This is a genomic window from Streptomyces sp. NPDC053069 (assembly GCF_044546895.1).
In the GTDB taxonomy this organism is placed as follows: Bacteria; Actinomycetota; Actinomycetes; order Streptomycetales; family Streptomycetaceae; genus Streptomyces.
Genome location: NZ_JBITZN010000008.1, coordinates 231,096 through 257,470, shown reverse-complemented (window position 1 = coordinate 257,470; position 26,375 = coordinate 231,096). Strand labels below are relative to the sequence as shown.

The window sequence follows — 26,375 nt, the reverse complement described above, 5'->3', positions numbered from 1 at the left end:
GTCAGTCCTCCAGTGCGGCGAGGCCGGGGAGCGTCTTGCCCTCGAGGTATTCGAGGGAGGCGCCGCCACCGGTCGAGATGTGGCCGAATGCGTTCTCGTCGAAGCCGAGCGTACGCACGGCCGCGGCGGAGTCACCGCCGCCGACGACGCTGAAGCCGTTCGAGTCGACGAGGGCCTGGGCGACCGCCTTGGTGCCCTCGGCATAGTCGGGGTGCTCGAAGACGCCCATGGGACCGTTCCAGAACACGGTCTCGGCGTCGGCGAGCTTCGAGGCGTACAGCTCTCGGGTCTTCGGGCCGATGTCCAGGCCCTCCTGGTCGGCGGGGATCCGGTCCGCGTCGACCACGGCGTGCTCGGTCGGGGCCTTGGTCTTCAGGTCCGGGAAGGTCCGGGAGACCACGACGTCGACGGGGAGCACCAGCTCCACGCCCTGCTTCTCGGCGCGCTGCATGTACTCGGTGACGGCCGGGATCTGGTCCTCCTGCAGGAGGGAGATGCCGACCTCGTGGCCCTTGGCCTTGAGGAAGGTGTAGGCCATGCCGCCGCCGATGAGCAGCCGGTCGGCCTTGCCGAGCAGCTGGTCGATGACGGCGAGCTTGTCGGAGACCTTGGCGCCGCCGAGCGCGACCACGTAGGGGCGCTTGACGTCCTCGGTGAGCTGCTTGAGGACACCGACCTCGGTGGCGATGAGGTGGCCGGCGTAGTGCGGCAGCTTCTTCGCCAGGTCGTAGACCGAGGCGTGCTTGCGGTGGACCGCGCCGAAGCCGTCACCGACGTAGACGTCGGCGAGAGCGGCCAGCTGGTCGGCGAACGCACCGCGCTCGGCGTCGTCCTTGCTGGTCTCACCGGCGTTGAAGCGCAGGTTCTCCAGGACGGCGACCTGGCCGTCGACGAGACCCGCGACCGTGTCCTGGGCGGACCGGCCGACGGTGTCGGTTGCGAAGGCCACGGCGGAGCCGAGGAGTTCACCCAGGCGGGAGGCGGCCGGGGCGAGGGAGAAAGCGGGGTCCGGGGCGCCCTTGGGGCGGCCCAGGTGCGAGGCGACGACCACCTTGGCGCCCGCGTCAGCGAGCGCCTTGACGGTGGGCAGGACGGCACGGATACGGCCGTCGTCGGTGATGGTGCCGCTCGCCAGCGGCACATTGAGGTCGGCGCGGACGAAGACCCGCTTGCCGCTCACGCCGGCGGCGAGAAGTTCGTCGATCGTCTTCATTGAGTGGACTCCTGAGGAGGGCTCGTGGTGCACCTGATCGTAAAAGGACGTGGTCCGTACGCGGGACAGGGCCCGGGCAGCGCGGCGATGCGCTGCCCGGGCCCTGGTCTCACTGCGCGGCCCTGCTGGGATCAGAGCTGGTTGCCGACGAAGACCGTGAGGTCGACGAGGCGGTTGGAGTAGCCCCACTCGTTGTCGTACCAACCGATGACCTTCACGTTCTTGCCCTCCTGGACCATGGTCAGGGAGGAGTCGAAGGTGCAGGACGCCGGGGCGTTGACGATGTCGGAGGAGACGATCGGGTCCTCGGTGTAGTCGAGGAGGCCCTTCAGCTCGCCCTCGGCGGCCTTCTGGAAGGCGGCGTTGACCTCTTCCTTGGTGACCTCGCGGCCGAGCTCGACGACGAGGTCGGTGACCGAGCCGGTCGGGACCGGGACGCGCATGGCGATGCCGTCCAGCTTGCCCTTGAGCTGCGGCAGGACCAGGGCGGTGGCCTTGGCGGCACCGGTGGTGGTCGGGATGATGTTCTCGGCGGCGGCACGGGCGCGGCGCAGGTCCTTGTGCGGGAAGTCCAGGATGCGCTGGTCGTTCGTGTACGCGTGCACCGTGGTCATCAGACCCTTGACGATGCCGAAGTTCTCGTCGAGGACCTTCGCCATCGGCGCCACACAGTTGGTGGTGCAGGAGGCGTTGGAGATGACGTGGTGGTTCGCCGGGTCGTACTTGTCCTGGTTGACGCCCATCACGATGGTGATGTCCTCGTCCTTGGCCGGGGCCGAGATGAGGACCTTCTTGGCGCCGCCCGCGATGTGCTTGGCGGCGTCCTCCTTCTTCGTGAAGATGCCGGTCGACTCGATGACGATGTCGACGCCCAGCTCACCCCAGGGGATGTCGGCCGGGTTGCGCTCGGACAGCACCTTGATGGTGTGACCGTCGACGGTGATGGTGTCGGCGGTGTGGGAGACCTCCTGCTTGAGGCGACCCAGGATCGTGTCGTACTTGAGCAGGTGAGCGGTGGTAGCGGTGTCACCCAGGTCGTTGACAGCCACAACCTCGATGTCCGCCCCCTGCTCCAGCAGCGCGCGGAAGTAGTTACGACCGATGCGGCCGAAGCCGTTGATGCCTACGCGGATCGTCACGAACCGATCTCCTCGTTGGTACGCCGGCCATGCGGTGCCGGCGAGCTCTGTTTGGGATGTCCCCGACCACCACCGACCCTACCTCCCGGAGGGCCCCGGAGTGACATCGAGACGGCCCATACACGGGCAGGCATTCCGTACCCGCCAGTAGGGGTACGGAACCTCCCGGAACGGCAGTGGATTCACCCGTATTTAGCACGGAATGCCGGGCAATTTTTGCGCTGTCTTCACTCGTTCGTGAGCGGGTCGGCTCACTTGATCAGGGGCACTTCTGCGCACCCCTGAGAGGGCTCCCGCTCACCTGTTGGAACAAGGTGAGCGGGATCTGTCAACGTGGCGGCCCTCACCCGCCGAGCGCCGCGCACGCCTTCCTCATCAGGGCTGCCCGGTCGGCCGCCGACGACACCTGCTCCAGGCCGAAACCGAGCAGCACGGTGTCGTCCGTGGTGACCGCTCCGTACGTCTGGAAGAGGGCCCGGGTGCGCGCCCAGTCCTTCAGTGCGGCCGGGCTGCCCGCGGGCGGTCCGGTCACGTGCCAGGCGCCCAGGGACGACTCGAACCCCTCGGTCTCCCTGGCCGTGCCGGCGACGACGAGCGAGGCGTCGTCGGCGAGGACTCCGTGTCCGCCGGTGCCCTGGTCCGTGATGTAGCCGATCGAGACCTCGACGGACTTCCCCGCGTAGGCGCTCAGGTCGAAGGTGAGCCGCTGCCAGCCACCGGAGCTGCCGGTGAGGCTGTTCCAGGAGCCGGTCGTGCCGGTCGTGGCGCAGGCCTTGTCCGCGAGCGTCAGATAGTGCTTCAGCCACGGGTGCTCGGCGATCAGGAACCCGGCCCCGCAGTCGGACGGCGCGGCCGTCTTGGTGGCGCCGCCGGCCTCCGGCAGGGTCGTCCAGTCGTCCGCGCCCACCGTGTGCGCCTCGATCACCGCGTGGTCGTAACCCGGCTCGGTGTCCCACAGCAGCCGGGTGGTGAGGGCCGGCTTGTCGGCGGCGCCGACGCCGGTGAGGTCGATGGTGCGGGTGAGGCGCTTGTAGGCGTCGTCGGTGTGCACGGCGGCGGCCATGTACGACCCGGAGTACGGCCCGTAGGGATTGACGGCCCCGGCGAACCGGCCCGCCCCCGCGCTCTTGAACTGCGGGTACGTGGACACCGGAAGCTCGTCGGAGGTCACGCTGTAGGTGCCGGCCTTGTCCAGCGGGTTGCCGGGCGCGTCGCCGAGGGCGCCGGTGTAGCCGTCCAGGGCGCCGGAGCCGGTGAAGCCGGTGGCTCCCTTGGCCGAGGTACGGCTGTAGGCGCCCAGGTAGTACTGGCTGAAGTCGTCCGAGAGGCTGCCGTCGCCGAGTCTGACGCCGCCGCCGGCCAGCTCACCGGCCTCGATCAGCCTGCCGCCCTCGTTGAGGTAGGCGCGCAGCTGCAGCTGGGTGGCGTTGCCGGGGCCCTTCGTGCCGGAGTAGTGCACGACCGTCCTGAAGTGCTTCAGCACGCCGAGCGCGTCCGGGACGCCCTGCCCGGCCACGTCCCACACGATCGCCGGGTGCCCGGCCGCCTTGAGCGCGTCGACGTACTTCTGCGCCTGCGTGGCCGTCGTGCCCTCCTCGGCGACGACGAGCGTGTCGGCCCTCGGCCGCTCGGCGACGGTGTAGGTGAAGTGGGAGCCGGCGACCTTCTTGCCGCTCTTCGTCGCGCCGGTGAACCACACCTCGACCTTGTCACCCGGCCCGCCGCCCCGCACCGTGGCCCGGTACTCGTCGAAGTACAGGTCGTCCGCGCCGCCGTAGGTCTTGCCGCCCTTCCAGTGCCGCAGCGTCCCGTCGTGGACGCGTCCGCCGTTGACCCGGTACTTCAGTTCCTTGTCGCGGATCGCCTTGCGGGCGACCACGGAGACCTCCTGGTCCGCGCCCCGGGAGTACGACGTGGAGAACGCGCCCGGGGTGAAGTCGGCCGCGCTCCGCCCGACCGAGGAGGCAGGCCTGTCCGGATGTACGGCGGTCTCGGCGACGGAGAGCGCGAACGGGATGTTCTTGGCGAACTCCTGCCGGATCAGCTTCTCGTCGTCGGGGAAGCTGAACTCCGACCGGCAGTCCTCGGGCTTCCAGGCGTCGTTCGGGTCGACGTTCGACGCGGTCTGGCAGGTCGACATCTCGGGAGTGAACATCGCGACGCCGTCGACGTTCGACGCGTGCCCGTCCGCCTCGCCGTTGGTGGTGTACAGCTCCGAGGAGAGCTGCGGATGGTAGCCGGGGACGGCCGGCTTGTCCGGGGTGCCGGCGAGCGCCTGGTAGAGGACGTCGTCGGGGCTCGGCGTGGCGACCTGCCAGCCGACGCCGTACAGGAGGAGTTCGGCCGCGGAGTGGTAGTTGACGGCGTATCGGAACCCGATGCGTTTCTCGAAGCCGTCCAGCGCCTTGGTCTCGGGCTCCGACTCGGGGCTCGCGCCGCGGTAGGTCTCGCTGGTGGAGTTGGGGGACGAGCCCTCGTCGTCGTAGCCCCACTTGTAGGGGAAGTTGCGGTTGAGGTCGACGCCGTCGCCCGCGCCGATGACACCGTCGCCGTTGACGTCCCGCAGGTTCTTGCGCCACAGGCGGGTTCCGGCGTTCTTGAACGTGTAGTCGTAGCCGTCGGGGTTGGCCGAGATGACGAACCACAGCTCGGTCGAGTCGACGATCTTCCGAATGCGTTGGTCCGTGCGGTAGTTGTCCAGGTAGTAGTGCATCAGGCGCCGGGTCATCTCGGGCGTGATCCACTCACGCGCGTGCTGGTTGGACAGATACAGCACGGACGGCCTGGAGCCGTCCTTCGTCCTCCCGGCGTTCCTGGTGAGTTTGAGGGCGAGGATGTCCTGCCCGTTGATCGTCCTGCCGATGGACTCGACCTTGGTCAGGCCGGGGTTGGCCCGGGCGGTCCGGAGGATCTCCTCCTTCAGGCCGCCGCTGCCGCCGTACGGGCGGAACACGCCCTGCGACGCGGTCGTGACGCGTGCCTGTGCCCGCGCCGACAGGGTGTGCTCGGTGAGGTCGACGCCCTCTTTCCGCAGCGCCGCCGCCTGCTTGCCGGTGAGGTAGACCTCGACCTCGGTCTTCCCGGGTCCGGTGACCTGCTCGCCGAGTTCCTGCCCGTCCTGTCCGGCCGTGAGGAGCAGAGGAATCTGCTGCGGGGTGACGGCGGCGCGGTAGACCCTGATCTCGTCCGGGCCGGACGTCGCCGGGTTACCGCTCCGGGCCTGGGCGTGGGGTGCGAGGCTCGCTGCGCCGATGAGAAGCGCGCCGACAGCGAGGATCGATTTCGCTCGGTGTCTCATGAACCCCCCTAGCGGTGGTCCGCCACAGCGGCGAACAAGTTGCCAGGCTCATGTCACCTCATGATCGAGTCAAGAGCGCCTCATGGACACGCAACGCCGGTGCCGACCACCCGAATGGGCGTACGGCACCGGCGGCTTGGTACGGCGGCGGTCAGCCGGCCAGGTTGTCCGCCAGCTCCTCCGTGAGGTTCGCCTCCGTACCCGGGATGCCCAGGTCGGCGGCGCGCTTGTCGGCCATCGCCAGCAGGCGGCGGATACGGCCCGCGACCGCGTCCTTGGTCAGCGGCGGGTCGGCGAGCGCGCCCAGTTCCTCCAGGGAGGCCTGCTTGTGCTCCATGCGCAGCCGGCCGGCCGCCGCGAGGTGCTCGGGAACCTCCTCACCGAGGATCTCCAGCGCCCGCTGGACGCGGGCCCCGGCGGCCACCGCGGCACGGGCCGAACGGCGCAGGTTGGCGTCGTCGAAGTTGGCGAGCCGGTTGGCGGTGGCCCGCACCTCGCGGCGCATCCGGCGCTCCTCCCAGGCCAGCACGGACTCGTGCGCGCCGAGCCGGGTCAGCAGCGCACCGATCGCGTCACCGTCGCGGACCACGACCCGGTCCACCGTCCGCACCTCGCGCGCCTTGGCGGCGATGGACAGCCGGCGGGCGGCGCCGACCAGCGCGAGCGCGGCCTCCGGGCCCGGGCAGGTCACCTCCAGCGAGGAGGAACGGCCGGGCTCGGTCAGCGATCCGTGCGCCAGGAAGGCCCCGCGCCAGGCGGCCTCCGCGTCACAGGTGGCCCCGGAGACCACCTGCGGGGGCAGGCCGCGGATCGGCCGGCCCCGGCCGTCCACGAGGCCCGTCTGACGGGCCAGCTGGTCACCGCCCGCGACCACCCGCACGACGTACCGCGAGCCGCGGCGCAGACCGCCGGGCGCCATCACGATCAGCTCGGAGCTGTGGCCGAAGATCTCCAGGATGTCCCGCTTGAGACGGCGGGCCGCCATCGCGGTGTCCAGCTCCGCCTCGATCACGATGCGCCCGCTCACCAGGTGAAGGCCGCCGGCGAACCGCAGAATGGCGGAAACCTCCGCCTTCCTGCAGCAGGTCCGGGTGACGGGGAGCCGGGAGATCTCGTCCTTCACCGCTGCCGTCATCGCCATGGGCCGATCCTTCCATGCATCCGAAAAATACGGTCGTACGCGGCGGCCAACAGCTCCGGATCATGCCGGGGTGATCCATCGGTCCGGGCCACCGGTGCCAGCTCGATCGCGGCTCCCAGCCGTTTGGCGGCCTCGGTGAGCGAGTCGCGGTCGGGCACGGCGGCCTGGTCGGCCAGCACCACGTCCAGGGCGAGTTTAGGGGCGTGTCGCCCCAAAACCTCCAAATGACGCTGCGGGGAGAAGCCCTCGGTTTCTCCCGGCTGCGGGGCGAGGTTCAAGGACAGCACCTTGCGCGCCTTGGTCTCCGTGAGAGCGTCCAGCAGCTCGGGGACGAGCAGGTGCGGGATCACCGAGGAGAACCACGAGCCGGGGCCGAGCACCACCCAGTCCGCGTCCAGGACCGCCGCCACGGCCTCGGGCACGGCCGGCGGGTCGTGCGGCACCAGGTGTACCGACTGGACCTCGCCGGGCGTCAGCGCGACCGTCGCCTGCCCGAGCACGGTGTCCACGTCGTCCGGACGGTCAGGATCATGCCCCTTGACCAGGGCCTGCAGCTCCAGCGGTACGGCGGACATGGGCAGCACGCGCCCGTGCGCGCCGAGCAGCTTGCCGACCAGGTCCAGCGCCTGCACATGGTCGCCGAGCTGCTCCCACAGGGCGACGATGAGCAGATTGCCGACCGCGTGGTCGTGCAGATCGCCCTGCGAGGTGAAGCGGTGCTGGATGACCCGGGCCCAGGTCTGGCCCCAGTCGTCGTCACCGCACAGCGCGGCCAGCGCCTTGCGCAGGTCACCGGGCGGCAGCACGCCCAGCTCGTCGCGCAGCCGGCCACTGGAACCGCCGTCGTCGGCCACGGTGACGACGGCCGTGAGGTCGCCGGTGATCCGGCGCAGCGCGGCGAGCGAGGCGGACAGGCCCATACCGCCGCCGAGCGCGACCACCTTGGGCTGTGCGCCCCGGCGGCGGGGCCGGCCACCGCGGGCCTCGGCGGGCCGGACCGGCCGGGACTCGGCAGCCGCACGGCCCGCGCGTCCCTCCGGCACCATCCTGCGCAGCCGGCTGAGCCGCCGTGTACGTTCCGTCATTCCCGTCCCATGTCCCGGTGTACGACCACCGTCTCCACGCCCTCGGCCGCGAGGCGCGCGGCGAGCTTCTCCGACATCGCGACCGAGCGGTGCTTGCCGCCGGTACAGCCGATGGCGATGGTCACATACCTCTTGCCCTCGCGCCGGTAGCCGGCCGCGATGAGCCGCAGCAGTTCGGCGTACCGGTCGAGGAACTCCTTCGCACCGGGCTGGTTGAAGACATACGCGGCGACCTCCTCGTTGAGGCCGGTGTAGGGGCGCAGCTCCGGCACCCAGTGCGGGTTGGGCAGGAACCGCATGTCCGCGACCAGGTCGGCGTCGACCGGGAGGCCGTACTTGAAGCCGAAGGACATCACCGTGGCCCGCAGCTCGGGCTCCTCCTCGCCGGCGAACTGGGCGTCCATCTTGGCGCGCAGCTCGTGCACGTTCAGGCTGGAGGTGTCGATCACCAGGTCGGCGTCGCCGCGCAGCTCGCGCAGCAGCTCCCGCTCGGCGGCGATGCCGTCGACGATACGGCCGTCGCCCTGCAGGGGGTGCGGGCGGCGCACCGACTCGAAGCGGCGTACCAGGGCCTCGTCGGAGGACTCGAGGAAGACGATGCGCCGGGTGACGCCACGGGTGTCCAGGTCGGCGAGGGATTCGCGCAGATTGTCGAAGAAGCGCCGGCCCCGCACGTCCACGACGACCGCGATCCGCGCCACGTTGCCCTGCGAGCGGGCGCCCAGCTCCACCATGGTGGGGATGAGGGCGGGCGGGAGGTTGTCCACGACGAACCAGCCGAGGTCCTCCAGACACTTGGCCGCCGTCGACCGTCCCGCTCCGGACATGCCGGAGATGATCACCAGTTCGGGGATGGCCGCTTCGGGGGCCTGGGCGGACGTAGCGTCCGTGCTCACCTGTGCTCCGTTTTCCTGCGCCGCGGGCTGCTCACCGGCCGCGGCCTGTGGCTGGTCGGGCCCCGCTTCCCGGGGGGCCGGATCTCGCTCCGCTGTGGGCTGTGCGTCGTGCTCGGTCATGTCTCCTGCCCCCGTCGTTCGTCCGGGAGACCCGCGGTTACGGGCTCCCCCGAGGAACCCATCGTCGTATCGGGTTCCTCATCATCAATGATCTCTCCAGTCGCCGTGTTCACGGCGGGTGCGGCCGGGGCCGCCTGGGCGAGGGCCACGGCAATCGTCTCGGCCGTCTTCCGGCCTATCCCGGGCACCTCCTGGATCTGTTCGATTGTGGCGGACCGCAGCTTCTTCACCGAGCCGAAATGCTTGATGAGTGCCTGCTTGCGGGTCTCGCCGAGGCCGGGGACGTCGTCCAGGGGGCCGGACCGGAAGCGCTTGGCCCGCTTCGTCCGCTGGTAGGTGATCGCAAACCGGTGCGCCTCGTCCCGGACGCGCTGGAGCAGATACAGGCCCTCACTGGTGCGGGGCAGGACGACCGGGTCGTCCTCGCCGGGCACCCAGACCTCCTCCAGCCGCTTGGCGAGGCCGCAGACGGCGATGTCGTCGATGCCCAGCTCGTCCAGGGCGCGCCGGGCCGCGGCGACCTGTGGCTGACCGCCGTCGACGACGACCAGCTGCGGCGGGTAGGCGAACTTCCTGGGACGGCCGTCGTCGTCCTTCAGCGAGCCGGCGAGCGGCTCGCCGTCGGGAAGGGCGCTCTCGCCGTTCGCGGCGGTCCCCTCGCCGTCGGCCCACTCCCCCGTCCTCTCCTTCTCGGCGAGGTAACGCCGGAAGCGGCGGGTGATCACCTCGTGCATGGAGCGGACGTCGTCCTGGCCCGCGAAGCCCTTGATCTGAAAGCGGCGGTACTCGCCCTTGCGCTGCAGGCCGTCCTCGAAGACGACCATGGAGGCGACCACGTCCTCCCCCTGCAGATGCGAGATGTCGTAACACTCGATCCGCAGCGGCGCGCTGTCCAGGTCGAGTGCCTCGGCGATCTCCTCCAGGGCGCGCGAGCGCGTGGTCAGGTCGGAGGCACGCTTGGTCTTGTGCAGTGCGAGAGCCTGCTGGGCGTTGCGCTGCACGGTCTCCATCAGCGCCTTCTTGTCGCCGCGCTGCGGGATGCGCAGGGAGACGTTCGCCCCGCGGCGGCCGGCCAGCCACTCCTGGACCGGTTCGACCGGCTCGGGCAGCGCCGGGACCAGGACCTCCTTGGGGACCGCGTCCCCGGTCTCCTCGCCGTAGAGCTGCTGCAGGGCGTGCTCGACCAGGGCGCCGGTGGTGATCTCCTCCACCTTGTCGGTCACCCAGCCGCGCTGGCCGCGCACCCGGCCGCCCCGCACATGGAAGATCTGCACGGCCGCCTCCAGCTCGTCCTCGGCGACGGCGATGAGGTCGGCGTCGGTCGCGTCGGCGAGCACGACGGCGTTCTTCTCCATGGCCTTCTTCAGGGCCTCGATGTCGTCGCGCAACCGAGCGGCCCGCTCGTACTCCATCTCCTCGGCCGCCTCCATCATCTGCTTCTCCAGACGGCGGAGGTAGGTGCCGGTGCGGCCGGCCATGAAGTCGCAGAACTCCTCGGCCAGCTCCTGGTGGTCCTCGGGGTCGATCCGGCCGACGCAGGGGGCGGAGCACTTGCCGATGTAGCCGAGCAGGCAGGGGCGACCCGTACGGGCGGCGTTCTTGAACACGCCGGCCGAGCAGGTGCGCACCGGGAACACACGCAGCAGCAGGTCGACGGTGTCCCGGATGGCCCACGCGTGCCCGTACGGCCCGAAGTACCGGACACCCTTCTTCTTGTGACCGCGCATCACCTGCACACGCGGGAACTCCTCGTTCATCGTCACCGCGAGGTACGGGTAGCTCTTGTCGTCGCGGTACTTGACGTTGAACCGCGGGTCGTACTCCTTGATCCAGGAGTACTCCAGCTGGAGGGCCTCGACCTCCGTGGACACCACGGTCCACTCCACGGACGCGGCGGTGGTCACCATCGTCCGGGTGCGCGGGTGCAGGTTCGCCAGGTCCTGGAAGTAGTTCGCCAGGCGCTGGCGCAGGCTTTTCGCCTTTCCGACGTAGATCACCCGGCGGTGCTCGTCACGGAACCTGTACACCCCGGGGCAGTCCGGGATCTCACCCGGCCTGGGGCGGTAGCTGGAGGGGTCGGCCATGTCTCACACCCTACTGGCGCGCACCGACACCGCGTCGGGCCTGTGGACAACGCCCGCCCCGTGCCGCTCAGCCGTCCACACGCCGGCCTGTGTCCGCCTGTGTCCGCCGGTGGCAGGGCCGTTCCGATCAGGTACCGGACGGCGGGGACACCGGCGAACGACCAGGTCTCCGTCACGCGCTGATCTCCCCGCCGGGACGCCCCGGGGAGCACGCTGTTCGTGGCCGGCGGCCCTGCTCCGGTCGCTCGGCCCGACCGGCCGCGGCCATGGCGGGTTCGAGGTGTTGTCGGGGTCTGGTCAACACGCTTCAATGCGGGGGAACTCGGGGCCGTGCACGCTCGCGTACGGGCGCAGCGTGCGCAGTCACGGCGTCCACCGGCGCCCACGGGGGTGGCCCCGCACACCCGCTCAGACGGTCTGACCAGCCGTTGTGACACCTCACAGAAAGGCGCCCCGGCATGCGGCATGCCACGGAGCACGCGCACCTCCCCACCGCGGAACTGGACACGGCCCTGCGGGGCGGCCCCTTCCATGTGGCGCTGCGCGCCGCGATCGCCGCACGCGGGCTGCCGCTCCAGCGCGTCCAGCACCATCTGTCCCGCCACGGGGTGAAGGTCGGCGTCACCAGCCTGAGTTACTGGCAACAGGGCGCCCGCCGCCCCCAGCGCCCGGAGTCGTTGCGTGCGGTACGGGCGCTGGAGGAGATCCTCCACCTGCCGGACGAGTCGCTGATCCGGCTGCTCGCCGAGGCCGACGAGCGCACGGTGGCCGGCCACCCGGCCGTGCGCTCGTATCGCTCCCTGATCGAGGCCTCGGACGTGCTGGACCGGCTCCGGGCCGAGCTGGGCTGGTCCCTCGACGGCGGGCTGCGCACCGTGGGCCACCACGAATGCGTCCGCATCGGCGCCCGGCGCGAGCTGGCGGGCCGCGAGGCCCACCACATCGTGCGGGCCCACCGCGACGGCGTGGACCGCTTCCTCGCCGTGCACCACGGCGATCCCGGCTGCCGCCCGCACGACATCAGGGTCCGGGCGCTGGAGAACTGCCGCACGGGACGTGTCCGCTGGGACCAGGACACCGGCGTGCTGGTGGCCGAGCTGCTCTTCGGCACCCGACTGCGCTCCGGGGACACCTTCCTCTTCCGGTACGGCATCGAGGACGGCACGGCCGGAGCCTCCCGCGAGTACCTCCACCACTTCGGCCATCCCGGCGGCCAGTACGCCCTCCAGGTGCGGTTCGACGCGGCCGCCCTGCCGATGCGCTGCCAACGCTTCACCCAGCACTCGACGGCGGCCCCGCGCAGCGGCCGGCACGACCTGCCGGTCACCGGCCCGCACCACTGCGTCCATGTGGTCGAGCCACGGATCCGTCCGGGGATCGTCGGCATTGCGTGGGAGTGGGAGTGAAGCCGCCTGGACGTGGTGCGCTGTGGGGCTGTTGAGGGTCTGAGCTAAGGCCTGTTGGTGCGCCGGGATCCGTCGCGCCGGTCCGAAGCCGGGGCTGCCGGCTCGGCGGAAGGGCAGAGGGAGCGGGACGGCCGACGGCGCGGCGACGGATGGTGGGCCGGTCGTGGGCGGGGGGTGGGCAGGTGGTGGGCGGGTGGTGAAGGTGGCACCTGGGTGCGGGGGCGGGTAGCGGCTGCTGCTCCGCGGGCGCGATGAGGGCAGCACCTTGGCACGGGCGGCAGCCAGGGGCGCGGAGCATCAGGAGGCGGGGAGTGCCGGGGGGCGGGCGGCGGACCTCGGCGCGAGGCCGTGACGGGAGTGGCTACGCGCTTCGGGAGCAGGAGCAGCGGGCCGGGTGCGGCTGAGCGGCACGGCGGCGTGACCGCAGGCGGCGCAGCGCGGTCAGCGGGGGGCTGTGGGGCGGGACAACTGTGGGGGCGGGACAGCCGGCGGCGGCGCACGCAGCCGCGGGTGTGCTGGTGTGGGAGCGGGCCGGTCAGGCGCCCGGGCCGGCGATGATCCTTCCGTTCGTGGTCTTGACCGGCAGTGTGACCAGGGGCTCGGTGGCCGGCGACTGGACCACCTTGCCCGTCACGGCGTCGAACTGGCTGCCGTGACAGGGACAGATCAGAGTCGTGCCCTCCAGCTTGTTGATGGGACACCCCGCGTGCGTGCAGATGGTGCTGTACGCCTTCAGCTCGCCGCTCCCGTCGCGGCTGACGACGACGTTGTGATCCCGGTAGAGCTTGGCGCCGCCCTTCGCGATCTCGCTCTCGGCACCGAGGTCGACCGGCGCGGTCGGGGTGGCCGCTGCCGAGCTGACCTGCCCCGGCACCGAGCACGCCGCCAGACCGAGTCCGGCGACCGGGGCCACGGCGGCCCCTCGAAGGACGGTACGGCGGCTCGCGGAGGGGCGGGCAGGCATCTGGAACTCCACTGCTCAAGGGATGTGCAGGGCGACGATACCCGGGCAGAAGGGTCGGCCTTGGGGTGGGGGGGCCAGGCCGCGGGCCAGGGCGTCAGTGAGGTGACGGGGAGAGACGAGGGTTGGGGGCGGGGGCGGCGAGAGGAGGCGTAAACGCTTGCGCAAGCGTTTACGCGAGCACGGTCGATGGGATACCGTCCCGGCCGGAAGGGCCCACGGCCGTTCGGGCCGGCGGCTCTGTGCGGTGCGAGCAGTGCGTTCGCTCAACGCGTCCGCGGCGATCGGTTGCTGCGTCGGCGCAGTCGGCTCAGGAAGGGAAAAGCGATGACCACGATGGCGGACGTCGCGCGGAGCGCCGGGGTCTCCGTGGCGACCGTTTCCCACGTCCTGAACGGCACCCGTCCGGTGTTGCCCCACACCCGCCAGGCCGTGCTGGACGCCATCGACGCGCTCGGTTACACCCCCAACACCCTGGCCCGCTCCCTGGTGACCTCCCGCACCCGCTCCATCGGGCTCGCGGTGTCGGCGATCAGCAACCCGTACTTCACGGAGATCCTCCAGGGCGTCGAGGCCACCGCCCTGGAGGCGGGGTACGGCCTGCTCATCGCGGACCCTCACGACGACCCCGGGCACGAACGCAAGGTCGTGCAGCTCCTCCACGAACGCCGGGTCGACGGAATGATCGTCGCGCCGTCCGCGCATCCGCACGAGCTGGTCGGCTACCTCCGCCGCCATGCCGTAGCGACCGTCTTTCTGGACCGGACGATCGACGCAGACGTGCGGGACGGCACCGCGGTCGGCGGTGGAGCGCCCGGCGGGGGCACGCCCTGGTACGACCAGGTCTGCGCCGACAGCGCCGAACCGACCGCCCGCCTCGTCACCCATCTCGCCGGGCTGGGACATCGCCGGATCGGTCTGGTCGCGGGTCTGCCCGGGCTCAGCACCACCAGTGAGCGTGTCTCCGGCTACCGGGACGGCCTCACCGCCGCCGGCCTGGTCCACGACGAACGGCTCCTCGTGTCCGGCAATTCCGAGTCGGCGGGTGCCGAGCAGGCCACGGCCGCCCTGCTCGCCCTGCCCGATCCGCCCACGGCGCTCGTCACCGCCAACAACGCGATGACCATCGGTACCCTGCGCGCCCTGCGCCGGCACGGCCTGTCCGTCCCGGGCGACATTGCCTTGTGCTGTGTGGACGACTTCGCCTGGGCCGACCTGTTCTCGCCCCGGCTCACCGCCATCGCCCAGCCCAGCAGAGAGCTGGGCGCCCAGGCCGTGCAGGTGCTCCTGGACCGTCTGGACGAGCCGCGCCGGCCGACCCGGACGGTGCGGCTGCCGTGTGCGTTCGTCCACCGCACGTCCTGCGGGTGCCCGGAGGAGCCGGGCCGGTCCGAAGAGCCCGGGCACACCACGTCATCCACGCCGTCGGAGAAAGGAAACGCCTCGTGATCGTCGTCGCCGGTGAGGCACTCATCGACCTGGTGCCGCAGGGCTCGGGTGCCCTCGCGGAACTGAAGCCGGCGCTCGGCGGCGGCCCGTACAACACCGCCGTGGCCCTCGGCCGGCTCGGCTCCCGCACCGCGTTCTGCTCCCGGACGTCGTACGACGCCTTCGGTGAGGCCCTGCTCGACGGGCTGCGAGGGGCCGGCGTGGATGTGTCGGGCGTGCAGCGCGGGGCGGAGCCGACGACTCTGGCGGTGGCCACGATCGACGCCGGCGGCTCGGCCGCGTACTCCTTCTATGTAGACGGCACCGCCGACCGTCTGTTCACCACTCCCACCGCGCTGCCCGCCGGCACGCGCGCCGTGTCCTTCGGCACCTGCTCGCTCGTCCTTGAACCAGGAGCGAGCGCCTATGAGAAGCTGATGCGCTCGGCGGCCGGACAGGGGCTGTTCACCGCGCTCGACCCGAACATCCGGGCGGGGCTGATCCCGGACGCGGACGCCTACCGGGCACGTTTCAAGAGCTGGCTGCCCTCGGTGACGCTGCTGAAGCTCTCCGCGGAGGACGCCGAGTGGCTGGGCGGCACCCCGCGCGAGTGGCTGGCCGCGGGACCGGCGGCCGTCGTGGTGACCCGGGGCGGGGAGGGTCTGACCGTGTTCACCCGAGACGGCGCGGAGTACTCCGTACCGGGTGAGAAGGTCGCCGTGGTGGACACCATCGGCGCCGGGGACACGGTGAACGCGGCACTGTTGCACGGTCTTTCCGTACAGGACGCGCTGTCGGAGGAAGCGCTCGCCGCCCTGGGGACTCAGGGCTGGACGCGGCTGCTGCGCTTCGCGGCACGCGCGGCGGCGATCACCTGCTCGCGGGCGGGGGCCGAGCCGCCGTACGCGGCCGAGCTGGGTGACCTGTGAGCGGCCCCTTTTCTCCCTGCTGCTTCTCTGCTGTTTCTCTCTGCTGGTGTCAAGGTGCGGCCGGACCCGTGGTGCGGGGATGTGTCGGACCTCGGAGCCGGGGTGGCTGATGGTGGAACGAACGGCGCCCCGCGGGAAGTTCCCGCGGGGCGCCGCTCTTTGGCTGTGTGTCAGACCTTGTCTGCTGCCTGCGTCAGGCCTTGCGTGCCCGCGTCGTCTTCTTCGCGGGCGTCGTCTTCTTCGTGGTTGTGGCGGCCTTCTTGGTGGCCGTGTTGTTGGCCTTGGCCGTCACCGTCTTCTTCGCCGCCGTCGCAGCCGCGGCCGTCTTCCGGACCGTGGTCGCACGGGGTGCCGTCGCCGGGTCCGCGTCGCTGATGCGGTCGGCGCCGAGGATCTCGCGCAGGAACTTGCCGGTGTGGCTGGCCGGCACCCCGGCGACCTCCTCCGGCGTGCCTTCGGCGACCACGAGGCCACCGCCGGCACCGCCCTCGGGACCCATGTCCACAATCCAGTCGGCGGTCTTGATCACGTCGAGGTTGTGCTCGATGACGATGACCGTGTTGCCCTTGTCGACCAGGCCGCCGAGGACCGTCAGCAGCTTGCTGATGTCCTCGAAGTGCAGACCGGTGGTCGGCTCGTCCAGGACGTAGACCGTGCGCCCGGTGGAGCGCTTCTGCAGTTCGCTGGCCAGCTTCACACGCTGGGCCTCGCCGCCGGAGAGGGTGGTGGCGGACTGGCCGAGGCGGACGTAGCCGAGGCCGACGTCCTTCAGTGTCCTCAGGTGCCGGGAGATGGCCGGGACGGCCTCGAAGAAGTCGGCGGCCTCCTCGATCGGCATGTTCAGCACGTCGGCGATGGACTTGCCCTTGTAGTGGACCTCCAGGGTCTCCCGGTTGTACCGGGCGCCGTGGCAGACCTCGCACGGGACGTAGACGTCCGGGAGGAAGTTCATCTCGATCTTGATCGTGCCGTCGCCCGCGCAGTTCTCGCAGCGGCCGCCCTTGACGTTGAAGGAGAAGCGGCCCGGCAGATACCCGCGGACCTTCGCCTCGGTGGTCTCGGCGAACAGCTTGCGGATGTGGTCGAAGACGCCGGTGTACGTCGCCGGGTTGGACCGCGGGGTGCGGCCGATCGGCGACTGGTCGACGTGGACGACCTTGTCGACCAGGTCGTCGCCGTCCACGCGCGTGTGCCGTCCGGGGACGTTCCGTGCGCCGTTCAGCTCGCGGGCCAGGTGCGTGTAGAGGATGTCGTTGACCAGCGTGGACTTGCCGGATCCGGAGACGCCCGTGACGGCCGTGAACACACCCAGCGGGAACGACACGTCGATGTCCTGCAGGTTGTTCTCGCGGGCGCCGTGCACGGTGAGCTGCCGGGACGGGTCGCGGGGGCGGCGGATGTCCGGGAGCGGGATCGCCTTGCGGCCCGAGAGGTACGCGCCGGTCTGCGACTCGGTGTTGGCGAGCAGTTCCTTCAGCGAGCCGCTGTGTACGACCTTGCCGCCGTGCTCGCCGGCTCCGGGACCGATGTCCACCACCCAGTCGGCGACCTTGATGGTGTCCTCGTCGTGCTCCACGACGATGAGCGTGTTGCCCATGTCGCGCAGCCGGACCAGGGTCTCGATCAGCCGGTGGTTGTCCCGTTGGTGCAGGCCGATGGACGGCTCGTCCAGGACGTACAGGACGCCGACGAGACCGGAGCCGATCTGCGTGGCCAGGCGGATGCGCTGGGCCTCGCCGCCGGAGAGCGTGCCGGCCGCGCGGTTCAGTGAGAGGTAGTCCAGGCCGACGTCGACCAGGAAGCGCAGCCGCTCGTTGACCTCCTTCAGCACGCGCTCGGCGATCTTCTTGTCCCGGGCGTTCAGCTTCAGCCGGCCCAGGAAGTCCGCGCAGTCGCTGATCGACATCCCGGAGACCTCGGCGATCGACTTCTCCATGATCGTGACCGCGAGGACGATCGGCTTCAGGCGCGTGCCCTCACAGCTCGGGCAGGGCACCTCGCGCATGTAGCCCTCGAAGCGCTCGCGGCTGGCGTCGCTCTCGGCCTCGCTGTGGCGGCGCTTCACGAACGGCACCGCGCCCTCGAAGGGCGTGGTGTACACCCGCTCGCGGCCGTACCGGTTGCGGTAGCGCACCTCGATCTGGGTCTTGTGGCCGTACAGCAGGGCCTTCTTCGCGCGCTGGGGCAGGCCCGCGAACGGGATGTCCGTACGGAAGCCGAGGGCATCCGCGAGGGCGCCGATCAGGCGGCCGAAGTAGTCCTTGGTGTGCCCGTGCGACCAGGGGTGGATGGCGCCCTCGTCCAGGGACTTGTCCGGGTCCGGGACGATCAGTTCCGGGTCGACCTCCATGCGCGTGCCGATGCCGGTGCAGTCGGGGCAGGCGCCGAAGGGCGAGTTGAAGGAGAAGGAGCGGGGCTCCAGCTCCTCGAAGGACAGGTCGTCGTACGGGCAGTACAGGTGCTCGGAATACATGCGCTCGCGCTCGGGGTCGTCCTCGGGGAGGTCGACGAAGTCGAGCACGATCATGCCGCCGGACAGACCGAGGGCGGTCTCCACGGAGTCGGTGAGCCGGCGCTTGGCGGACTCCTTCACCGTGAGGCGGTCCACGACCACCTCGATGGTGTGCTTCTCCTGCTTCTTCAGCGCCGGCGGGTCGGAGAGCTGGATGGTCCGGCCGTCCACGCGCGCGCGGGAGTAGCCCTTGGTCTGCAGGTCGGCGAAGAGGTCCACGAACTCGCCCTTGCGCTCGCGCACGAGCGGCGACAGCACCTGGAAGCGGCTCCCCTCCGGCAGCTCCAGGACCTTGTCCACGATGGCCTGCGGCGACTGGCGCGAGATCGGGCGGCCGCACTCGGGGCAGTGCGGCTTGCCGATGCGCGCGAAGAGCAGACGCAGGTAGTCGTAGACCTCGGTGATGGTGCCGACCGTCGAGCGCGGGTTGCGCGAGGTCGACTTCTGGTCGATGGAGACCGCCGGGGACAGGCCTTCGATGAAGTCCACGTCCGGCTTGTCCATCTGGCCGAGGAACTGCCGGGCGTACGAGGAGAGCGACTCCACGTAGCGGCGCTGGCCCTCCGCGAAGATCGTGTCGAAGGCCAGGGAGGACTTGCCCGACCCGGACAGGCCCGTGAAGACGATGAGCGAGTCACGAGGCAGGTCGAGCGAGACGTTCTTCAGGTTGTGCTCGCGCGCGCCACGGACGATGAGACGGTCGGCCACGCCGGTCCGCACCTTTCTTGAGAGAAGTGACAGGGGCGGGGCCCCCGTGCTTCTTCAGACTAGGGGGAGCCACTGACAACGCCGGTCGGATTGCCCGATTGCATAACAACCCCCGGCCATCCAGCATGCCCGACGTCGCCTCCGACGATATAGCACGTGCTTTCGATTTGCGGACGGGCTTCACCACCTTCACCCGAAGGTGTGGCGGGGCTAATGTCAGGCCCATGATTGATCACGCTCATGACCTGGCATGTGTACGGGACGCGACCGAACGGCTGCTGACCGCGGTCGCCGAACTGGACAACGCATCGCTCGCCGAGCCGTCACGGCTTCCGGGCTGGACTCGCGGCCACGTCCTCGCCCACCTCGCCCGCAACGCGGACGCGCTCGTGAACGTTCTGGAGGGCCGGCCCATGTACGCGAGCGCCGAGGCGCGGGACGCCGACATCGAACGCGACGCCTCGCGTCCGCTCGACGCCCAGCTCGCCGACCTGCGCGAGACGGCGGCCCGCTTCCAGGCGGCGGGGGACGCGCCGGCGGACTGGAGGCGCACGGTGGAGCTGCGCAACGGGGTCACCGACTCCGCGTCGCGCGTGCCGTTCCGCAGGTGGATCGAGGTCGAACTGCACCATGTCGATCTCGGCATCGGGTACGAGCTGGAGGATCTTCCGGCCGAGTTCACGGAGCGGGAGATCGACTTCCTCGCGGCGCGCTTCCTCGGGCATTCCGAGGTCCCCGCAACCCGTGTCACGGACGGCACGCGCGCGTGGAGCACGGGACGCGAGGCGGCCGAGCCCGAGGTGACGGTTAACGGCGCTCCGGCGGACCTGCTGGGCTGGCTCGCCGGACGTCGTGAGGGGGCCGCGCTGAAGGCGGCCGGCGGCGCGCTGCCGAAGCTGCCGCCGCTGTAGCGCGACAACGGTCCGCCGGGCACTCCCCGCTATAGGCTGATCACCATGACGTACAGCGGAGAGGTCAGGGTCGGCGGACCGGCCGACGTACACGAGCTGAAAGACCTGATGATCACGAAGATCGCGGTCGGCCCGATGGACAACAACGCCTACCTGCTGCGCTGCCGGGCCACCGACGAACAGCTTCTGATCGATGCCGCCAACGAGGCGCAGACGCTCCTCGGCATGATCGGTGACGACGGCATCGCATCCGTGGTCACCACGCATCGGCACGGCGACCACTGGCAGGCACTCGCCGAGGTCGTCGCCGCCACGGGCGCGCGTACGTACGCCGGCCGCGAGGATGCCCCCGGCATCCCGGTGCCCACCGATGTTCTCGTGGACGACGGCGATGTCATCAGGGTGGGACGTGTCGAGCTCACCGCGCGGCATCTCGTGGGGCACACCCCGGGCTCGATCGCGCTGGTCTACGACGACCCGCACGGCCACCCGCACGTCTTCACCGGCGACTGCCTCTTCCCGGGAGGCCCTGGAAAGACAACGAATCCGCGGGACTTCACCAGTCTGATGGACGGTCTGGAGGAGAAGGTCTTCGGCCCGTTGCCTGACGAAACGTGGATCTACCCGGGCCACGGGAACGACACGACCCTCGGCGACGAGCGGCCCCACCTGGCGGAGTGGCGATCCCGAGGCTGGTGAGGTGTCGGCGCGGTCCCCCGTGCCCCTTGCGCGGGCGCGTACGCACAGCGTTCACAGGACCGCAACACCCGTTCCCACTATGCGGACAGTTACGGCCATGACCTGGACAAACGTGGGGTTCGCTGCCAATCTCCCGCCATGTACCTCGCCCCTCGCACCCTGCGCCGTGCGCTGGCCGCCGCCACCGTAGCCCTGCTCGCCACCGCTGTCGGCTGTGCTCCGCAGCCCGAGGACAACGCGTCGGCAAGCCCGTCCGGATCGGCCGTGAAGAGCTGCGCCAAGGGCAAGTTGGCGACCAAGGCCTCCGGCAAGCTGACGATCGCGACGGACGAACCGGCGTACGAGCCCTGGTTCAAGGACGACAAGCCGGCCAACGGCAAGGGCTTCGAGTCTGCGGTCGCCTACGCCGTGGCCCGGCAGCTGGGTTACGGCAAGAGCGCGGTCGTATGGCAGAGCGTGCCGTTCAACAAGGCGTTCGCGCCGGGTGTGAAGACCTTCGACTTCGACATCAACCAGGTGTCGATCAGCACCGAGCGCAGGAAGGCCGTCGACTTCTCCTCCGGCTACTACGACGTGCGTCAGGCCGTCATCGCCCTGAAGGGCAGCAAGGCCGCCGAAGCGACGAGCATCACGGACCTGAAGGGCCTCAAGCTGGGCGCCCAGGTGGGCACCACGAGCCTCGACTACATCACCGACGTGGTGAAGCCGAAGCAGGAGGCCGCGGTGTACGCCAAGAACGACCAGGCCAAGTCCGCCCTGAAGAACGGGCAGGTCGACGCCGTCGTCGTCGACCTGCCGACCGCGTTCTACATCACCGCGGCCGAGGTGACGAACGCGAAGATCGTCGGCCAGTTCGAGAACCAGGGCGCCACGCCCGAGCAGTTCGGGCTGGTACTGGACAAGGGCAGCGCCCTGACGTCGTGCGTGAGCGGCGCCGTCGACGCCCTGCGCAAGGACGGCACCTTGGCGAAGCTCGAGAAGCAGTGGCTCTCCGACGCCGTCGACGCCCCGGTGCTCAAGTGACGGTCACCAAGGGCGAGTCGGCGCGGGAGGGGGCCGACGACAAGGGCGACATGACCGGCGCCGCCGCCGACGTTCCCGATGACGGCTACGTACCGTCCGAACGGCGGCTGGAGCGCGAGCGCCGTCAACGCGCGCGTGCCCGCCGCGCCACGGCCGTGGCAGCGCTCTCGACGCTGCTGACGGCTGTCGTGCTGTACCTGGTCGTGGTGAATGCGCCGGGCTGGCCGCGCACCAGGGAGACGTTCTTCAACGCGCACTACGCGCGCGAGGCGCTGCCGAAGGTCCTCGAAGGGCTGTGGCTGAACGTCCGCCTGCTCGCGGTGTGCGGCGTCGCCGTCCTGGTTCTGGGCATGCTGATCGCGATCGCGCGCACCCTGCGCGGCCCGGTCTTCTTCCCGTTGCGGGTGCTGGCGGCGGCGTACACCGACTTCTTCCGTGGCCTTCCGCTGATCATCAACCTGATGATCGTCGTCCTGGGCGTGCCGGCGCTGCGGCTGCAGGGCGTGACGGTCGATCCGGTGCTGCTGGGCGGTACGGCGCTGACCCTGACGTACGCGGCGTACGTGGCCGAGGTGTTCCGGGCCGGCATCGAGTCGATCCACCCTTCGCAGCACGCCGCGGCCCGCTCGCTGGGCCTCACCAACCGGCAGGCCCTGCGCTACGTCGTCCTCCCCCAGGCGGTACGGCGTCAGGTGCCACCACTGCTCAACGACCTGGTGTCGCTGCAGAAGGACACCGGTCTGGTGTCGATCGGCGGGGCGGTGGACGCCGTCCGCGCGGCCGACATCATCGTGGGCCGGAGTCTGAACTACACGCCGTACATCGTCGCGGGGCTGGTGTTCGTGGCGCTGACCATTCCGATGACCCGCTTCACGGACTGGGTGACGGCGCGGATGGACCGGCAGCAGGCCCAGGGAGGATCGCTGTGAGCGACGACGCGCCTGTTCTGCGGATGGAGTCCGTCCGCAAGACCTTCGGCGGCTCGGTGGTGCTGCGGGACGTCGGTCTGGAGGTCGCCCCGCACACGGTGACCGCGCTGATCGGCGCCTCCGGCTCGGGCAAGTCCACGCTGCTGCGCTGCGCCAATCTCCTGGAGGAGATCGACGACGGTGCGATCTGGCTGGACGGCGAGGAGATCACCGATCCCCGTGCCGACCAGGACGCCGTGCGGCGTCGCATCGGTGTGGTCTTCCAGGCGTACAACCTGTTCCCGCACATGACCGTGCTGGACAACATCACGCTGGCGCCGCGGCGGGTCCACGGCGTCGCCCGCGACGAGGCCGAGGAACGGGCCACAGAGCTGCTGGAGCGCCTCGGACTGGCCGCCAAGGCTCGCGCCTACCCGGACCGGCTCAGCGGCGGCCAGCAGCAGCGTGTGGCGATCGTACGGGCGCTTGCCGTGCGGCCCCGGCTGTTGCTGCTGGACGAGATCACGGCGGCGCTCGACCCCGAACTCGTGGGCGAGGTCCTGGAGGTGGTCCGGGACCTGAAGGACGACGGCATGACCATGGTGCTGGCGACGCACGAGATGGGCTTCGCGCGGGACGTCGCCGACCAGGTTTGTTTTCTGGACGGTGGAGTCGTCCTGGAGCGCGGCACCGCCGAGCAGGTCTTCGGTGACCCGCAGCAGGAGCGCACACGGCGCTTCCTGCGGCGGATCGTGGAGGCGGGCCGCCTGTGACGGCGCCGGCCCACTCGTCGAGGCAGGCCTACGCGTCGGCGCAGGCCTACGCGTCGGCCTGAGCGGCGCCCAGCATGGCTGCCACGCGCTCCACGCCGAACACATAGCCCTGCACGCCGCATCCGGCGATCACGCCGTCGGCGCGCAGCGAGACGTAGGAGTGGTGCCGGAACGATTCGCGCTGGTGGATGTTGGAGATGTGCACCTCCAGCACGGGCATGCCGTCACAGGTGTTGAGTGCGTCCAGAATCGCGACCGACGTGTGGGAGTAGGCGCCGGGGTTGATGACGATCCCGCAGTGGTCCAAGCGCGCCTCGTGGATCCAGTCGACCAGTTCGCCCTCGTGGTTGGACTGCCGGAAGTCCACCGTGCCGCCGTGCGCGGCCGCCGCCTTGGCGCACAGCGCCTCGACGTCGGCCAGCGTGTCCTTGCCGTAGATCTCGGGCTGGCGCTGACCGAGCAGATTCAGGTTGGGCCCGTTGAGGATCATGATCGGGGCGTTGGCCAGGGTGCGGGGCACGGTTCCTCCGGTCCGTTCGGGGCGGTACTCGACGACCGCTGCTCGCCCCCGGTCTATCACGCTGACCGGAGCGAAGGGCGGGCCATGCGCACCAGTGACTTCGGCGCACGCCACGGCCGCCCGGTCACCTCCGCGCGCCCCGTAACCGCCGATCACAGTGGGTAGTTGACGCGGCATGCAGCCTGTACGCGCCGTAAGTGCCCCTTCGTTGCCGAGACTCGCCGCCGCGTCGCTGGCGGGTACCGCGATCGAGTTCTACGACTTCTTCGTCTACGGGACGGCGGCGGCCCTGGTTCTGGGACCGCTGTTCTTCCCGACGTTCTCGCCCGTCGCAGGAACCCTGGCGGCGTTCGGGACGTTCGGGGTGGGATTCGTGGCCCGTCCGCTCGGCTCGGTGCTCTTCGGGCACCTCGGCGACCGGCGCGGGCGGCGGCCGGTGCTCGTCGCCTCGCTGCTGCTCACGGGCGCCTCGACGGTCGCGGTGGGCTGCGTGCCGTCGTACGGCACGATGGGCGTCGCCGCACCCGTGCTGCTGCTCGTCCTGCGCTTCCTGCAGGGGCTGGGGCTCGGCGGGGAGTGGGGTGGAGCGGTGCTGCTGACCGCCGAGCACGCGCCGGCCGGGCGACGCGCGCTGTGGTCGAGCTTCCCTCAGGTGGGTCCCGCGATCGGTTTCGTGCTCGCCAACGGTGTGATGCTCGCCCTGTCGGCGGCGCTGTCGGACGCGGAGTTCGCGCGGTGGGGATGGCGGGTGCCGTTCTGGGCGGCCGGGGTGCTGGCGCTGGCCGGGCTGTGGTTGCGCTCGTCGCTCGCGGAGAGCCCTCGGTTCCTGGAAATCGACGACCACGCGCGCGTGCCGCTCGTCGAGGTCGTACGGCATCACGGGCGGCTGGTGCTGCTGACGGCCGGCGCCCTGGCCGTCGGGTACGCGGTGTTCTATGCGGTGACGACCTGGTCGCTGGCGTATGCGACGGAGCGGCTCGGGGTGAGCCGGACGGTGATGCTGACCTGTGTCATGGCCGCGGTGGTCGTGAACGGGGCACTGACACCCCTGATGGCCCTGCTCGGCGACCGCTATGGGCGCCGGCCGATGTGTCTGACGGGGTGCTCGGCCTGCGCCGTGTGGATGCTCCCGATGGTGGCGCTGCTGGCCACCGGTGAGCCGTTGCTGATGTTCCTCGGCATTCTGGGCGCCCTGATCGCCTTCATCATCATGTTCGCGGTCATCGCCGCCTACCTGCCGGAACTGTACGAAGCGCGGGTGCGCTGCACGGGCGCGGCGGTGGGCTACAACCTCGGCGGGGTCCTCGGCGGCGCACTCACCCCGATCGTGGCCACGGCGCTGGCGGAGCAGGGCGGACGGGTGCCCTGGGCCGTGGGCGCGTATCTGACGGGCGTCGCGCTGCTCAGTCTGGGGTGCTTCGCGCTGCTTCCGGAGACGCGGCCGGTCCCGGTCCCCGCGGTGGAGCCGGCGACGGGCTGACCCGGTCCGTGCGCTACGGGTTGATCGCCAGTTCCAGGTATGCCGCGAAGAGCACCAGGTGGACCCCTCCCTGCAGAGGTGTGGCCCGTCCCGGCACCACCGTCAGGGAGCTGACCACCACGGTCAGCGCGAGCAGCAGCATGTGTGTCGAACCGAGGCCGAGGACCAGCGGTCCGGACAGCCAGACGGAGGCGAGGGCGACGGCCGGGATGGTCAGGCCGATGCTGGCCATGGCCGAGCCGAGAGCGAGGTTGAGGCTGGTCTGCACCCGGTCGCGGCGTGCGGAGCGCAGCGCGGCGATCGTCTCCGGCAACAGGACGAGCAGGGCGATGATGACACCGACGACGGCGGGGTGCAGGCCGGCCGCCTGTACGCCCGATTCGATGGTGGGTGACACGCCCTTGGCCAGGCCGACCACGCCGATCAGCGCCAGGCCCAGCAGACCGAGGCTGATCCAGGCCGTCCGCGGGGACGGGGGTGGGGCGTGGCCGTCGGCGGTGATGACCTCGCCCTGCCGGGTGATCGGCAGGAAGTAGTCGCGGTGGCGCACGGTCTGGGTGGCCACGAAGAGGCCGTACAGGATCAGCGAGGACAGTGCGGCGAAGGTCAGCTGCACGGTGGAGAACTCAGGCCCGGGCTTGCTGGTGGTGAACGTCGGCAGCACCAGGCTGAGGGTGGCGAGCGTCGCCACGGTCGCCAGGGCGGCGCCGGACCCCTCGGGGTTGAACACCGCCGTGCCGTGCCTCAGCGAGGCGACGAGCAGACAGATTCCGACGACACCGTTGCAGGTGATCATCACCGCGGCGAAGACGGTGTCTCTGGCCAGGGTGGAACTCTTGTCGCCACCGTCGGCCATGAGGGTGACGATCAGGGCCACCTCGATGACCGTGACGGCGAGGGCGAGCACCAGGGAACCGAAGGGTTCACCGACGCGGTGGGCGACGACCTCCGCGTGATGCACCGCGGCCAGGACGGAGCCGGCGAGCACCACGGTCACCAGGGCGACGACCGCGCCCGGCATCTCACGGCCCCAGGTGAACACCAGGAGGACGACCGCGAGGACGGGCACCAGGATCGTCCATTGCCGGGTGACCGACCGGAGCGGAGTGATCATGCGGCGATGGTCGCAGAGACGTACAGG

The 26,375-nt window shown here is 70.5% G+C and carries 20 protein-coding genes; 9 read left to right on the top strand and 11 right to left on the bottom strand.

Features of this window, described 5'->3' with window-relative positions; all coding sequences use genetic code 11:
* Position 1: 1 nt before the first annotated feature.
* From ACIGXP_RS20740 to uvrC, 7 genes are all read right to left on the bottom strand, one after another.
* The gene (locus ACIGXP_RS20740) at positions 2-1,213 is read right to left on the bottom strand and encodes a phosphoglycerate kinase (RefSeq protein WP_399770210.1); all 1,212 of its coding nucleotides are present in this window, start codon (positions 1,211-1,213) and stop codon (positions 2-4) included.
* Between the two features lie 131 nt (positions 1,214-1,344).
* Entirely contained in the window at positions 1,345-2,352 is a 1,008-nt protein-coding gene (gene gap / locus ACIGXP_RS20735) for a type I glyceraldehyde-3-phosphate dehydrogenase (RefSeq protein WP_069781521.1), read from the bottom strand.
* Positions 2,353-2,695: 343 nt separating this feature from the next.
* Complete coding sequence (locus ACIGXP_RS20730) at positions 2,696-5,650, bottom strand: M14 family zinc carboxypeptidase (protein WP_399770206.1); 2,955 nt, start codon at positions 5,648-5,650, stop codon at positions 2,696-2,698.
* Positions 5,651-5,801: 151 nt separating this feature from the next.
* Positions 5,802-6,791 carry a DNA-binding protein WhiA gene (gene whiA / locus ACIGXP_RS20725; RefSeq protein WP_351247281.1) on the bottom strand — a complete coding sequence of 330 codons (990 nt, stop codon included), beginning with the start codon at positions 6,789-6,791 and terminating at the stop codon, positions 5,802-5,804.
* Positions 6,782-7,876 carry a uridine diphosphate-N-acetylglucosamine-binding protein YvcK gene (gene yvcK / locus ACIGXP_RS20720; protein WP_363213678.1) on the bottom strand — a complete coding sequence of 365 codons (1,095 nt, stop codon included), beginning with the start codon at positions 7,874-7,876 and terminating at the stop codon, positions 6,782-6,784. The genes whiA and yvcK overlap by 10 nt, the downstream gene beginning before the upstream one ends.
* Positions 7,873-8,892: an RNase adapter RapZ gene (gene rapZ, locus ACIGXP_RS20715; protein WP_363213677.1), complete on the bottom strand. Its 1,020-nt coding sequence runs from the start codon at positions 8,890-8,892 to the stop codon at positions 7,873-7,875. Before rapZ ends, yvcK begins: the two co-directional genes overlap by 4 nt.
* On the bottom strand, positions 8,889-10,976 hold the full coding sequence (gene uvrC / locus ACIGXP_RS20710; RefSeq protein WP_399770201.1) for an excinuclease ABC subunit UvrC: 2,088 nt from the start codon (positions 10,974-10,976) through the stop codon (positions 8,889-8,891). Before uvrC ends, rapZ begins: the two co-directional genes overlap by 4 nt.
* Before the next feature lie 458 nt (positions 10,977-11,434).
* Here uvrC and ACIGXP_RS20705 point away from each other — a divergent pair, with 458 nt between their 5' ends.
* On the top strand, positions 11,435-12,382 hold the full coding sequence (locus ACIGXP_RS20705; protein ID WP_399770198.1) for a hypothetical protein: 948 nt from the start codon (positions 11,435-11,437) through the stop codon (positions 12,380-12,382).
* Positions 12,383-12,917: 535 nt separating this feature from the next.
* On the opposite strand, the gene ACIGXP_RS20700 is transcribed toward ACIGXP_RS20705, so the two are convergent.
* A complete protein-coding gene (locus ACIGXP_RS20700) occupies positions 12,918-13,346 on the bottom strand; it encodes a Rieske (2Fe-2S) protein (protein WP_399770195.1) in 429 nt (142 codons plus the stop codon).
* A 324-nt stretch (positions 13,347-13,670) separates the two neighbouring features.
* Here ACIGXP_RS20700 and ACIGXP_RS20695 point away from each other — a divergent pair, with 324 nt between their 5' ends.
* Together ACIGXP_RS20695 and ACIGXP_RS20690 are read left to right on the top strand one after the other, a co-directional pair.
* Positions 13,671-14,792: a LacI family DNA-binding transcriptional regulator gene (locus ACIGXP_RS20695; RefSeq protein WP_399770193.1), complete on the top strand. Its 1,122-nt coding sequence runs from the start codon at positions 13,671-13,673 to the stop codon at positions 14,790-14,792.
* Complete coding sequence (locus tag ACIGXP_RS20690) at positions 14,789-15,700, top strand: carbohydrate kinase (protein ID WP_399770191.1); 912 nt, start codon at positions 14,789-14,791, stop codon at positions 15,698-15,700. Before ACIGXP_RS20695 ends, ACIGXP_RS20690 begins: the two co-directional genes overlap by 4 nt.
* Before the next feature lie 193 nt (positions 15,701-15,893).
* Here ACIGXP_RS20690 and uvrA read toward each other — a convergent pair whose 3' ends face one another.
* Complete coding sequence (gene uvrA / locus ACIGXP_RS20685) at positions 15,894-18,920, bottom strand: excinuclease ABC subunit UvrA (RefSeq protein ID WP_399770189.1); 3,027 nt, start codon at positions 18,918-18,920, stop codon at positions 15,894-15,896.
* 224 nt (positions 18,921-19,144) lie between these two features.
* Between uvrA and ACIGXP_RS20680 the strand changes: the two genes are divergently transcribed.
* The 5 genes from ACIGXP_RS20680 to ACIGXP_RS20660 all read left to right on the top strand — a co-directional run bounded on the left by ACIGXP_RS20680 (position 19,145) and on the right by ACIGXP_RS20660 (position 23,234).
* Positions 19,145-19,831: a maleylpyruvate isomerase family mycothiol-dependent enzyme gene (locus tag ACIGXP_RS20680; RefSeq protein WP_363213670.1), complete on the top strand. Its 687-nt coding sequence runs from the start codon at positions 19,145-19,147 to the stop codon at positions 19,829-19,831.
* A gap of 45 nt (positions 19,832-19,876) precedes the next feature.
* Positions 19,877-20,530 (top strand): MBL fold metallo-hydrolase, encoded by a 654-nt coding sequence (locus ACIGXP_RS20675; protein WP_399770187.1) that lies wholly within the window; start codon positions 19,877-19,879, stop codon positions 20,528-20,530.
* A 138-nt stretch (positions 20,531-20,668) separates the two neighbouring features.
* The gene (locus ACIGXP_RS20670) at positions 20,669-21,553 is read left to right on the top strand and encodes an ABC transporter substrate-binding protein (RefSeq protein ID WP_399770184.1); all 885 of its coding nucleotides are present in this window, start codon (positions 20,669-20,671) and stop codon (positions 21,551-21,553) included.
* Positions 21,550-22,482, top strand: coding sequence for an amino acid ABC transporter permease (locus ACIGXP_RS20665; protein WP_399770182.1), 933 nt, complete (start codon positions 21,550-21,552; stop codon positions 22,480-22,482). The genes ACIGXP_RS20670 and ACIGXP_RS20665 overlap by 4 nt, the downstream gene beginning before the upstream one ends.
* Before the next feature lie 23 nt (positions 22,483-22,505).
* Positions 22,506-23,234 (top strand): amino acid ABC transporter ATP-binding protein, encoded by a 729-nt coding sequence (locus ACIGXP_RS20660; protein WP_399770519.1) that lies wholly within the window; start codon positions 22,506-22,508, stop codon positions 23,232-23,234.
* Between the two features lie 46 nt (positions 23,235-23,280).
* On the opposite strand, the gene aroQ is transcribed toward ACIGXP_RS20660, so the two are convergent.
* On the bottom strand, positions 23,281-23,754 hold the full coding sequence (gene aroQ / locus ACIGXP_RS20655) for a type II 3-dehydroquinate dehydratase (RefSeq protein WP_363213666.1): 474 nt from the start codon (positions 23,752-23,754) through the stop codon (positions 23,281-23,283).
* 175 nt (positions 23,755-23,929) lie between these two features.
* On the opposite strand from aroQ, the gene ACIGXP_RS20650 reads away from it, so the two are divergent.
* Positions 23,930-25,234, top strand: coding sequence for an MFS transporter (locus ACIGXP_RS20650; protein ID WP_399770180.1), 1,305 nt, complete (start codon positions 23,930-23,932; stop codon positions 25,232-25,234).
* A 13-nt stretch (positions 25,235-25,247) separates the two neighbouring features.
* On the opposite strand, the gene ACIGXP_RS20645 is transcribed toward ACIGXP_RS20650, so the two are convergent.
* The gene (locus ACIGXP_RS20645) at positions 25,248-26,348 is read right to left on the bottom strand and encodes a calcium:proton antiporter (RefSeq protein ID WP_399770178.1); all 1,101 of its coding nucleotides are present in this window, start codon (positions 26,346-26,348) and stop codon (positions 25,248-25,250) included.
* Positions 26,349-26,375: the final 27 nt, after the last annotated feature.